General features: G+C 63.4%; 1 protein-coding gene. It reads right to left on the bottom strand.

Features of this window, described 5'->3' with window-relative positions; translation table 11 throughout:
• Window positions 1-55: 55 nt before the first annotated feature.
• Entirely contained in the window at window positions 56-13,678 is a 13,623-nt protein-coding gene (locus tag ACKLNA_RS21270) for a non-ribosomal peptide synthase/polyketide synthase (protein ID WP_408986995.1), read from the bottom strand.
• Window position 13,679 lies beyond the last annotated feature (1 nt).

The following is a 13,679-nucleotide window of genomic DNA, read 5'->3' as shown; positions in this document are numbered from 1 at the left end:
TCCCGGGCCGATGCTCACAATGCGCACCGGCCCTCTCAAAAAGTTGAAGACCGGCTCAACGCGCCGACTGTTGCAGGCAATGTTCGACCAACGCTTCCAGCTCGGTCTGATACTGCTGCATCAAGGCCTCGATGGTGCTTGGGCGGAAGCGACGAGTGCTGTACATGCAACGCATCGACAACTTGCCGTCAAACACCTGACCAACGATTTCCAGCCAGTTGCCGAGGTTGGCATCCAGGCTGTAAACATCGCCGATGTGCTCGTCCGCCGGCATCAACATCGCCTGCTCATCAAAGGTCTGATCGAACTGCCCCAGATAGTTGAAGGTCAACCGCGCCTGCGGCAACGCCGCCAGACGCTGTTGCACCGATGCATCGGCCATGTAGCGCAGCGCGCCGTAGCCGACGCCTTTCTGCGGCACGGCTGCCAACTGCTCGCGTACCGCCAGGATCGACGCGCCGAAATCCTGCTCCGCCAACGGCGCCAGCCGCACCGGGAACATGGTGGTGAACCAGCCGAGCGTGCGGCTCAGGTCCAGCCCTTCGACCAGGTCCTCACGACCGTGCCCTTCCAGTTGCACCAGCACCGATTCGGCCTCGCTCCAGCGACACAGCACACGACCCAGAGCGGTCAGCAGCAGATCGTTGATCTGCGTGCCGTACACCGCCGGCGCCTGTTTGAGCAATTGCCCGGTGCGGGCGGCGTCGAGGCCCATGAACGTTTCTTCGCGAAAACGCACCAGGTTCTTGCCGCGCGGGTTGTCACACGGCAGATCCTTGCCCGGCTGATCCAGTTGTCCGAGCCAGTATTCCAGCTCTTGCCCGACCAGTGCCGGCACCTGCGCCGCCAGGCCATCGGCCCAGGCGCGATAGCTGCTGGTGCGCTGCGCCAGTTGCGGCTCACGGCCCTGACTGAACGCCTCGTAAGCCAGTTGCAGGTCTTGCAGGAACACCCGCCACGACACCGCATCGATCACCAGGTGATGCACCACCAACAGCAGGCGCACCTCGCCGTCCGGCAGATTCACCAGCAGGCCGCGCATCAGTGGCCCGTCGAGCAGATTCAGGCTGCGTTGGGTTTCGTTGACCAATGCGTCCAACTGTTCGATGTCGCTGATCTCACGCTGCCACAGCAACGGGTTCTGCTCGGCGATACGCAGGCTGTCCTGCAACGTTTGATAGTGCTGCAACCAGCGGCCCTGATCCTGATAGAAGCGCAGCCGCAACGAGTCGTGCTGCGCCAGCATCAACCGTAGCGTCTGCTCCAGCGCCGGGGCATCCAGCGCCTGGCGCGAACGCAGCATCATCGCCTGGTTGAAATGGTGCGGCTCGCTCATGCCCTCGGCGAAGAACCACTCCTGGATCGGCAACAGACCAAACGCTCCCGCCTGCGCGACGTGGCTGTTGTCGGCAGTCTGGCTCGAGCGGGTGACCGCTTGCTGGTCGAACAGGTTGCCAATGGTCTGGAAGCGCATCAGGTCGCGCAGCTTGATGTCCAGTTTCAGTTGCGGATGGTTCCGCGACCGGGAAATCACCTGCAGGCTGAGAATCGAATCACCGCCCAGTTCGAAGAAGTTGTCGCTGATGCCGACCTGCTCCACTTGCAATACGTCGGCCCAGATCTCGGCCAACCAACGCTCCTGCTCGTTGCGCGGCGCCTGATATTGATCGGCGCAAAACTCGGGCGCCGGCAGCGCTTTGCGATCCAGTTTGCCGTTCGGCGAGATCGGCAGGCGCGCCAGACCAATGATCTGCAGCGGCACCATGTATTCCGGCAATTGCGCACGCAACAGGGTCTTCAGACGCTCACCGGCGTTGTCGTCGGTGCTGACCACGTAGCCGATCAACTGTTTGCCGGAGACGCCGTCACGGGCGATGACCACGGCATCGGTGACACCCTCCTGAGCACGCAGGCAGGCTTCGATTTCACCCAGCTCGATGCGGAAACCGCGAATCTTCACTTGATGGTCGGCGCGGCCGACGTAATCGAGGATGCCGTCATGGCGCAGGCGCACCAGGTCACCGCTGCGGTACAGACGACTGCCCGGCGCCCCGAACGGATCCGGCACGAAACGCTCGGCGGTGATGGCCGCACGGCCATGGTAACCACGGGCAACCCCGTAGCCTCCGATGTACAACTGGCCGGACAAGTCCTGTGGCAGCGGATTGAGATCATCGTCCAGCACCCACAGCGAGCGTTGACCGACCACTCGCCCGATCGGCGCATAGGCGGCAGCGCAGGCTTCATCGTTCGGCGCTTTCCAGAGCATCGGCGTGACCACGGTTTCGGTCGGGCCGTAACCGTTGGTGATGAACTGCGGCTGCAACACGCGGCGCACTTGCGCCAGGGTCTGCTCCGGCACAGCGTCCCCCCCCAGGCAATAAATGCGCACCTTCGGCACGGTCATGCCGCTGGCCTCGACGTACTCGGCCACCTGTTTGAGGTAGGCCGGCGGGAAGCAGGCGATATCGATCGAACGGTTGAGCAAGGCGTGGCTGGTCTGCTCCGGCGTCCACAGTTCATGATCGCGCAGCACCAGCGTGCCGCCAAAGGCCAGGGTAGTGAGCCAACGTTCATGGGCGCCGTCAAAGGCGAACGACATGAAGTGCAATTCGCGCGTGCCGGCGTCCATCTCGTACAACTCGCGGATTGCCTGGCAATGCATGCTCAGCGGTCCGTGGGTCACCGCCACACCTTTGGGCAAACCGGTGGAACCCGAGGTGTAGATCAGGTACGCGAGGCTGTCGTCACAGGTCTGTACTTGCGGTGCCGTGTCCGGGTACTGATTGCCATCGAAAAGATCGAGATCAAGCAATGGCAAATTCGCCGGCAATGGCAAACGCTGGCTGGCGGCGCCACGGCTGATCATCTGACGCATGCCGGAGTCTTCGATCATGAAGGCCAGGCGATCGGCCGGATAGTCGATGTCCAGCGGCACGTAAGCGGCGCCGCTTTTGAACACGGCAAGCAAGGCCACCAGCATGTCGAGCGAACGTTCCAGTGCGACACCGATCAGGACTTCCGGACCGGCACCCGCCGCGATCAAATGATGCGCCAGCTGGTTGGCACGGCGCTCGAGTTGCGCGTAGCTCAACTGCTCGCCACCACATTCGGCGGCAATGGCCTCGGGGCGTTGCGCGGCAATCATCGCCGGCAACAGCTCACGCCGGTGCACCGCCGCCGGTTCTGCGCCCCACTGCTGCAGGGCTTGCCATTGCGGCGCGGCCAGACGCTGCAGGTTACCCAGACGCTCCGTCGGCTGCTGCATCATGCTGTGCAGCAACACTTCCATGGTCTGGCGGATCCGCTCGACCGCTTCGACACTGAAACGATCACGCAGGAACAGGTACTCGATGGAAAACTCTTCCCCCAGATGCACGGCCAGGTCCATCGGGAAGTTGGTCACGTCGTGGCTGGCCGAGGTGCCGAAGCGCAGGCCGCCCGGCGCCTGTTCCAGACGCTGGTCGATCGGGTAGTTCTCGAACACGATGATGCTGTCGAACAAGGCTTGCCCGCCCTGCCCCGACCAGCGCTGAATGTCAGCCAGCGGTGCGTGAGCATGTTCACGCAGATCGAGGTTATAGGCCTGCAGACTGCTCAGCCAGGCATTCAGCGGCTGCGCCGGATCGAGGGTCTGAATCACCGGCAGGGTGTTGATGAACAGCCCCAGCATGCTGCCGGCATTCGGCAACCCTTCCGGGCGCCCGGCCACGGTGGCACCAAACGCCACGCTGTGCTGACCGGTGTAGCGCTGCAACAGCAGCAACCATGCGCCTTGAATCAGCGTGTTGGCGGTAATGCCCTGAGCCCGGCAATGCTGCTGCAACAACGCGGTCTGCCGAGCATCCCAACGGGTGTACAACGCCTGGTGGCCGTGCTCGGCGGACTCGTGACGCGGGTGCATCGCCTGGCTCAGCGCGGTCGGTTCGACCAGTGTCTGCAAGTGGCCGCGCCAGAACTGCTCGAGTTGCGTCGAATCCTGCTGCTGCAACCACGCGATAAAGTCGCGATAACGACCGCTCTCGCCTTCGACCTGGCCGGTGGCGTAGTGCTGCAGTACCTCGCCGAACAACTGCGAACTGCTCCAGCCGTCCATCAGGATGTGATGGCTGGTCCAGATCAGCTGGTACTTGTCGGCGTCCAGACGAATCAGGCGCGTGCGTTGCAACGGCATGCGGTCCAGCTCAAAGCCCTGAACCCGCTGCTGACGGGCGAACTCGGCGAGTTCCGCCTCATCCATCGGCGTATCCAGCGCTTGCAGGTCAACAATGCCCTGACGATGGACGACCTGCACCGGTGACGCCTGGCTGTCTTGCCAATGGAACGACGTGCGCAGGATTTCGTGACGCTGCACCACGCATTCCCACGCGGCACGGAAGCGCTCGATATCGAGGCCTTCCACCGACAGGTTGAGCTGGTTGACGTAAAGATCGTCGCCATCATCGGACAAGGTGTGGAACAACATGCCCTGCTGCATCGGCGACAGCGGATAGATGTCTTCGATGTCCGTAACCGGTACCGGCAAACCGTCCAGACGCGCCTGGCCCAGCGCTGCCAGCGGGAAGTCCGACGGCGTCAGGCCGTGGTTGCCCGGGGCCACGCAGTGTTCGATCAGCGCCGTCAGTTCACGCCCGTATTCATCGGCCACTGCCTGCACGGTCGCGGTGTCGAACATCTGTTCGCTGAAGCTCCACGACAGGCTCAGTTCACCGCCATACACCTGACCGTTGACCGACAGCCAGTTACCCAACGGGGCGCGCTCGCTGAGGTCACTGCCGGCACTTTCGCCGGCCGGCAGGAACAACGCGGCTTCATCGAACTGGCTATCGAACTGGCCGAGGTAGTTGAAGGTGATTTTTGGCGTAGGCAGTGCTGCCAGCGCCTCACGCGCCGAGGCATCGCCCAGATAACGCAAGGCGCCAAAACCGATGCCCTTGTCGGGAATCGCACGCAGTTGCTCCTTGATCTGCTTGATCGAATCTGCGAAACCGCTGGCCGGCGTCAGGTGCACCGGGAACACGCTGGTGAACCAGCCGAGGGTGCGGCTCAGATCGATATCGTCGAACAGATCTTCACGACCATGACCTTCCAGCTGAATCAGTGCCGAGGCATGCCCGTTCCAGCGGCTGATGACCCGCGCCAGTGCGGTCAGCAGCAAGTCGTTGACCTGCGTGCGATAAGCCGCCGGAGCCTGTTGCAACAGTTGTCTGGTCAGCTCAGGCGCAAGGCGCGTCTGCACACTTTGCGCGTAGCGGTTTTCCAGGCTGCCGTCCGGGCGCTCGCACGGCAAAGTGGCGGTCGCCCCCTGCAAGTGCTCATGCCAGAAGGCCTGTTCGTCATCGAGGCTGGCGGTGTGCGCCTGCAGGCGTTCAGCCCAGGCTTTGAAGGCACTGGTCTTGGCCGGCAGCGCGACCTCGCGCCCGGCCTGGATCTGGCCGAACGCGGTTTGCAGATCCTCCAGCAGGATCCGCCATGAGACACCGTCGACCACCAGGTGATGCACCACCAGCATCAAGCGCTGAGTGTGGTCAGGCAGATCGAACAGCACACCGCGCAGCAGCGGGCCGCCGCACAGTTCGAGACTGCCCTGTGCCTGCTGGCAGATCACTTCGATTTCAGCCGAATCCGTCAGCGTGCGCTGCCAGAGCAGTTCTTGCACAGGCTCGACTTGACGGTGAGTGGCTGTCCAGCCCTCAGGCGTTTCACTGAACGACAGGCGCAAGGCATCGTGATGCGCAACCAGTGCCTGGAGCACCTGCGCAACGGTTCCGGCGTGCAGGGTCATCGCCGGTTTGAGCAGCAACGACTGGTTCCAGTGATGCCGCTCGGGGATCTCGCTGGCGAAGAACCATTGCTGGAACGGCAACAACGGCGTCGTACCGCTGACCGGCCCCTGGTCGATGCTCAGCAGCGTACCGCCCGACTGTGCCACCGCCGCCAGTGCCTGCACGGTCTGGTGCTGGAACAGATCCTTGGGCGTGAACTGGATGCCGGCCTGCCGAGCACGGCCGACCACTTGAATCGAGATGATCGAATCACCGCCCAGCTCGAAGAAGTTATCCGTGGCGCTGACCCGCTCCAGGCGCAGCACATCGGCCCAGATCGTGGCGATGCGTTGCTCCATTTCATTGCGCGGCGCCACGTAGCCGTTCTGCATCAGACTGGCGTCCGGTGCCGGCAGCGCCTTGCGATCCAGCTTGCCGTTCGGGGTCACCGGCAGGTTCGCCAGCACCAACAAGTGCGCCGGCACCATGTGCGTCGGCAGACTCTCCTTGAGGGCGTTGCGCACGCTGTCGCGCCATTCGCCCAGTTGTGCCTCTTCCACCGGCTGCGTCGGTACCAGATAGGCCACCAGTTGTTTGCCGCTCGGGCCGGCATGCGCCAGCACCACGGCTTCGCGCACGCTGCTCAGTTCCAGCAGGCGCGCTTCGATTTCGCCCAGTTCGATGCGGAAACCACGGATTTTCACTTGGTTGTCGACACGACCCTGATAGTCGAACACGCCATCGGCGCGCTCACGCACCAGGTCACCGCTGCGGTACAGGCGACTGCCCGGCGCCCCGAACGGATCGGGTACGAAGCGTTCGGCGGTCATCGCCGGGCGATCCAGATAACCCCGGGCCAGCCCGGTGCCGCCCAGATACAACTCGCCCATCACGCCCTGTGGCAAAGCGTTGAGGTCAGCGCTGAGCACACAGGTGCTGCGGTCGCCGATCCGCGTGCCGATCGGTGCATAGGCAGCGCCGCACTCGTCATGGCGCCCGGCCTTCCAGATCAACGGGGTAACCACGGTTTCCGTCGGCCCGTAACCGTTGATGATGTACTGCGGTGCCAGTGCTGCACGCGCCCGCTCGAAACTGTCATTGGGCACGGCATCGCCGCCGAAGCAGTAGATGCGCACCGCCGGCGGCTGGCCAACCTGTTCGGCGTGCTCGGCCAATTGTTGCAGGTACACCGGCGGGAACGCCGCCACCGTCACGCCGTGCTGTTGCATGGCGGTATAGGTCTGCTCCGGGCTCCACAGACTGTCATCGCGCAGCAACAGCCGCGAGCCATGGGTCAGCGGAGTCAGCCAGCGTTCATGAGCACCGTCGAAGGCGAACGACATGAAATGCAGTTCGCAATCGTCCGGGGTCATTTCATAACGCTGACCGATCGCCTGGCAATGCATCGCCAGCGGCCCGTGCTCCACGCACACCCCCTTGGGCTGGCCGGTGGAGCCCGAGGTGTAAATCACGTAAGCAAGGTTTTGCGCGTGCACCGCGACCTGCGGCGCAACGTCTGGCCATTCGGCGGTCGGCAACGTGTCCAGATCCAGTGCGCGCAAACCGGTGCTCAGCGGCAACCGGGGGCGCAATTGCGAATCGCTGAGCAACAGCGCGATGCCCGAATCTTCGATCAGATAGGCCAGGCGCTCGCGCGGATAACTGGCATCCAGCGGCACATAGGCGCCGCCGGCCTTGAGCACCGCAAGCAAGGCCACCAGCATCGACGGGCTGCGCGGCAGCGCTACGCCGACACGCACTTCCGGCCCGACGCCTTCATTGATCAGCACATGCGCGAGGCGGTTGGCCTGGCTTTCAAGCTCGGCGAAGGTCAACGCCTGATCGCCACAACGCACGGCTTCCTGTTGCGCCTGCTGCGCCGCGATCACCGCGATGCGCTGATGCACCAGCAACGGATCCGTGCACGGTTGCGCACGATTGCTGTCTTGCAAACGGCGCTGTTCCTCGCCACTGAGCAGGGTCAACGCGCCGAGACGCGCATTCGCCGACTGCACGAACTGCTCCAGCAGCGAGGCCAGTTGCGCGTGCAAGCGCACAATCGCATCCGGGCTGAAACTGGCGGCGGCAAAGCTGTAATGCACCGACAGGGTTTCACCGAGGTTGACCCCGACCGTCAGCGGGAAGTTGGTTTGTTCACGGGTGTCGACCGCGCCAAATTTCAGGCCAAGCGACGAGCCTTGCTCCAGCGCTTCGGAGATCGGGTAGTTCTCGAACACCAACAGGTTGTCGAACAGGCCATCGCTGCCCTGCCCCGACCAACGCTGGATATCGGCCAGTGGCGTGTGTTCGAAATCACGCAGGCCAATGTTGAGTTCCTGCACGGTTTGCAGCCACTGGCTGACCGTCACTTGCGGTTCCGGACGGGCAATCACCGGCAAGGTGTTGATGAACAGGCCGACCTGCTGCTCGACCCCCGGCAGATTGGCCGGACGCCCCGACACGGTAGCGCCGAAGGCCACGGTCGGTTGCCCGGTGTAACGTTGCAACAGCAACAGCCACGCCGCTTGCACCAGGGTGTTGAGGGTGACTTTTTGCTGACGGGCAAACTCGCTCAAGCGCAACGTGCCAGTGGCGTCGATCCACTGCTGATAGTGTCCGGTACCGCCCTCGGCGCTCGCCGAACGGTCCGCCAGCCCCTGGGCCAGACGGGTTGGCTCATCGAATTGAGCCAGACGCTCAAGCCAGAATTGCTCGCTGAGCTGGCTGTCCTGACGCTGCAGCCAGGCGATGTAATCGCTGTAGCGGCCGATGGGCGCTGCAGGCACTTGCCCGGCATAGCGTTGCAGCACTTCGCCGAGCAACTGCGAGTTACTCCAGCCGTCGAGCAAAATGTGGTGGCTGGTGTAGAGCAGTTCGTGACGGTCTTGCGCGGTGCGCACGACCACCAGGCGTAACAGCGGTACCTCGTTCAGATCGAATGGACGGTTGCGCTCGGCCTCAGCCAGCGCATCCAGCGCTTCGCCCGGCTGGCCGCGCCAGTCGTGAACGGTGAACGGCAGCGTGGCCGAGCGTTCGACGATTTGCAGCGGCTGAGCCTGCTCCCCTCCCCAGACAAATCGCGTGCGCAGAATGTCATGGGCTTCCAGCGCCGCTTGCCAGGCCTGACGGAAACGCTCGACATCAAGCCCTTCCACCGACACCCGCATCTGGTTGATGTAGTCGCCCGAACCCTGTTCGTACAGGGTGTGGAACAGCATGCCCTGCTGCATCGGCGACAGCGGATAAACGTTGTCCACCGATTGTGGATCGGTGATCAGCGTATCGAGCTGTGTCTGAGTCAGCTCAGCCAGCGGGAAGTCCGAGGGCGTCACACCGCGGTTGTGCGCCTCACAGCAATGGGCGATCAGCCCATTGAGTTCTTGCGCATAGTCGTCAGCCAGACGCTGGATCGTCGCCTGATTAAACATTTCGTGGCTGAACGACCAGCTGAGGTTGAGCTCGCCGCCGTAGACCTTGCCGTTGATGTCCAGCCAGTTGGCCAGCGGTGCCATCGGGCTCTGTTCGCGGCCAGTGCTCTCACTGGCGGGCACGAACAACGCGGCCTCGTCGAACTGGCTGTCGAACTGCCCCAGGTAGTTGAAGGTAATGCGTGGCACCGGTTGCGCGGCGAGTGTCTGCCGCGCGTGCTCATCGCCCAGGTAACGCAAGGCACCAAAACCGAGGCCTTTGTGCGGCACGCCACGCAGCTGTTCCTTGACCGCCTTGAGCGAGTCGGCCAGGCCCATGGCCGGGGTCAGGCGTACCGGGAACAGGCTGGTGAACCAGCCGACGGTGCGGCTCAGGTCGATGTCGTCGAACAGCTCTTCACGGCCATGACCTTCGAGCTGGATCAGGGTCGAGGCCTGACCGGTCCAGCGGCAGATCACCCGCGCCAGTGCCGTCAGCAACACATCGTTGATCTGCGTGCGATAGGCGGCGGGCGCCTGCTGCAAGAGCTGGCGGGTCTGATCCGCATTCAGGCGGGTTTCCACACTCACCGCGTGACGGTTCTGCAAGGTTGCCGCGGGGTTGTCGCAAGGCAGATCCGCGGGCGCTTCGCCCAACTGTCCGGCCCACCATGTCAGTTCGTTTTGCAGCTCACCGGCGGCGAACGTTTGCAGGCGTTGCGCCCAGTCCTTGAACGGGCTGGTCTTGGCCGCGAGTTTGATCGCTTGGCCGTTCTGCAGCTGCTCGCAAGCGTTCTGCAAATCTTCCAGCAACACGCGCCAGGACACACCGTCGACCACCAGGTGATGGATCGCCAGCAGCAGGCGCTGGCTACCGTCGGCCACACTCAGCAGCACGGCGCGCAACAGCGGGCCATTTTGCAGATCAAGACTGCCTTGGGCTGCGTCACACACTGCTTCGATTTCGTCGGCGTGCTGCACGCTCACTTGCTGCAGCAACGGCTGGTTATCCGCCGCGCGGTGCGTGGCCGTCCAGCCTTCAGCACCTTCGCTGAAGCTCAGGCGCAAGGCATCGTGATGCGCAACCAGTGCCTGCAAGGCCTGTTCGAGGACATCGGCGTCGACCGCTTGCGAAGGTTTCAGCAGCAGCGACTGGTTCCAGCGCTGACGTTCGGGAATCTGCAGTTCGAAGAATCGTTGCTGGAACGGCAGCAACGGCGTGCTGCCGGTGACGGCGCCCTGCTCGATGCTAAACGCCGCTTCACCCCGCTGGGCGACCCGGGCCAGACCTTGCACGGTCTGGTACTGGAACAGGTCCTTGGGGGTGATGCGCAGGCCGGCCTGACGCGCGCGGCTGACTACCTGGATGGAGATGATCGAGTCGCCGCCAAGGGCAAAGAAGTTATCCGTGACGCCCACCTGCTCCAGCCCGAGCACGGCCTGCCAGATCTCGCACAATTGCCGTTCGTTGTCGTTGCCCGGCGCGATATAGGTGTGCTGCTCCAGCGCTGCGTCAGGTTTGGGCAGCGCCTTGCGATCAAGCTTGCCGTTGGGGGTCAGCGGCAGTTGTTCGAGGAACAGCAAATGCGCCGGCACCATGTATTCCGGCAGGTGCTCGCGCAGACCGGCCTTGAGCACTTCACGCAGGCGCGCTTGTTCTTCGGCATTGCCCAGGGCAGCGCTCGGCACGATGTAGGCGACCAGTTGCTGGCCGCTCGCGCCGTCCTGCGCCAGTACCGCCAGTTCGCGCACCGAGTCTTGTTGCAGCAGACGTGCTTCGATCTCGCCCAGCTCGATGCGGAAACCGCGCACCTTGACCTGATGGTCGATACGCCCGACGTACTGCAGGTTGCCGTCCACCTGATAACGCGTCAGGTCACCGGTGCGATAGAAACGCTCGCCCGGAGCGCCGAACGGGTTCGGCAGATACTTTTCAGCCGTCAACGCCGGCCGGGCCAGGTAACCGCGCGTGATGCCGGCACCGGCCAGATACAGTTCGGCGGCGACACCTTGTGGCACCGGTTGCAGCTCACCATCAAGGACATAGCTGGCGGTGTGTTTCAGCGGCCGGCCGATGCTGGGCTGGCCACCCGCCGTGCGCCGTGTCCAGGTCGAATAGGTGGTGTCTTCCGACGGGCCGTACAGGTCGAAAACATGCTCGACCGTCGGCTGCGCATACAAGGTGTCGACCAGCGACTGCTTGAGCGGCTCGCCTGCCAGATTGATGATGCGCACGCTCGGCGGGATCTCGCCGCTGCGTTGCAAAGCGGCAATCGCCGACGGCACGGTGTTGATCAGGCGCACCTGATCGCGGGCCGGCAACTGCGGCAATTCCAGGGCATTACGGGCGATGATCAGCGAACCACCGTTGGCCAGGGTGACAAACAGCTCCCACACCGACAGGTCGAAACACACCGACGTCGAGGCCAGCACGCCTTGAATATCGTCGCGGCTGTACACCGATTGCGACCAGTTGATCAGCGCCAGCACGTTGCGATGGGCAATCGCCACGCCTTTCGGTTTGCCGGTGGAACCGGAGGTATAAATCACATACGCCAGGTTGTCGGCCGACACGCGCGTTTGCGGCGCATGCGACGGATACGCGGCGAAATCCTCGGCGGCGTTGTCCATCAGCAGTACGTCAGTGTCCGCCGCAATCGCCAGACTGGCGGCGACGTCCCGTTCGGTCAGCAGGCACAGCGCACGGCTGTCTTCGAGCATGTAGGCGACGCGGTCGGCCGGGTAATCCGGGTCGAGCGGCACGTACACGCCCCCGGCCTTGAGCACGGCCAGCAGCGCGACCAGCAGATTCTCCGAACGCTGCATCGCCACACCGACGCGCACCTCCGGGCCGACACCTCGTTCGATCAAGGCATGCGCCAACGGGTTGGCCCGTGCTTCAAGCTCGGCATAGGTCAGATGCCGCTCGGCGAAGGTCACCGCGCGCGCATCCGGGGTCTGCGCAGCCTGACGAGCGATCAATTGATGGATGCACAAATCGCTGGCAAACGGTGCGTCCACAGGGTTCCAGTCGTGCAGCAATACCTGCCGTTCACTGGCATCGAGCAACGGCAATTCGCCGACGCGTTGTTGCGCATCGCGGACGATGCCCTTGAGCAGCGCCTGCAAATGCCGGCCCATGCGCTCGATGGACGCAGTTTCAAACAGGTCGGTGGCGTAGATCAGCGAGGCCCACACCCCTTCCGGCGATTCATGGGTTTCCAGGGTCAGGTCGAACTGCGCCGTGAGGCTGTCCCAGTTCACGCTTTCAACCGCCAGCCCCGGCAATTGCATGGTCTGTCTGGCCTGCCGCGCGCCACTCTGATGGTTGAACATCACCTGGAACAACGGGCTGCGGCTCAGACTGCGTTCCGGCGCCAGGGCTTCGACCAATTGCTCGAACGGCAGATCCTGATGCGCCTGCGCGCCCAACGCCGATTGTTTGGCCTGGGCCAGCAAGGCGCTGAACGTCATGCTGCTGTCGAGGGTGGCGCGCAAGACCTGGGTGTTGACGAAGAAGCCGATCAGTCCTTCGGTTTCCGCACGGTTGCGGTTGGCAATCGGCACGCCGATGCGAATATCGTCCTGACCGCTGTAACGATGCAGCAAGGTCTGGAACGCTGCCAGCAACAGCATGAACATCGTCACGCCTTCACGGCGCGCGAGATCCTGCAGGCCTTTGCCCAACGCCGCGTCCAACTGCATGTCCAGACGTGCACCGCGATAGCTTTGCACCAGCGGGCGCGGGTGATCGGCCGGCAGTTCCAGCACGCCCGGATCCGAGCCCAGATGTTCGATCCAATAGCTCAATTGCCGTTCGCGCTCACCGGCGTCCATCCAGCTGCGTTGCCACTGGGCGAAATCGGCGTACTGGATCGGCAACGGTGCCAGCGTGGCCGGTGCGCCCTGACTGAACCCGGCATAGAGTTCGATCAGTTCGCCGACCATCACCTGCATCGACCAGCCATCGGAAATGATGTGATGCTGCACCATCACCAGAACGTGATCGTCCGGTGCCAGTTGCAGCAGGCAGACCCGCAGCAAGGCGTCCTGTTCAAGATCGAACGGGCGGGCAATCTCGGCTTCGATGGCCGCGCGCAAACGCGGCTCATCGATTTCGCCCTCCAGCTCGCGGACCTCGATCTGCAAGGCAAACGGCGCCTTGATCAGCTGAATGGCCCTGTCCTGATCACCCCGGGCAAAACCGGTGCGCAGACTTTCGTGACGCTCGATCAGCGTATCGAAACTGCGCTGCAGTACCGCCATGTCCAGGGCGCCGCGCAAGCGCAACGCCGTGGGAATGTGGTACGCCGCGCTGTCCGGCTCCATCTGCCAGAGAAACCACTGCCGCTCCTGGGCATAAGACAAAAGCAGCGGTTCACCTTCGGTGCGCCGGAAAATCGGCGCGATGCCATAAAGGTTAATGCCCTGTTTGCCCAGTAGAATCGCCAGCGCCTTGCGTTTCTCGGGAGAAAGCGCGCCTACCGATTCAATCAACTGCTGCATG

The sequence above is a fragment of the Pseudomonas sp. UV AK001 genome (assembly GCF_046097675.1).
GTDB classification, from domain to species: Bacteria; Pseudomonadota; Gammaproteobacteria; order Pseudomonadales; family Pseudomonadaceae; genus Aquipseudomonas; species Aquipseudomonas kribbensis.
Note: the sequence above shows the minus strand (reverse complement) of the source record. Positions and strands in the feature narration are given on the sequence as shown.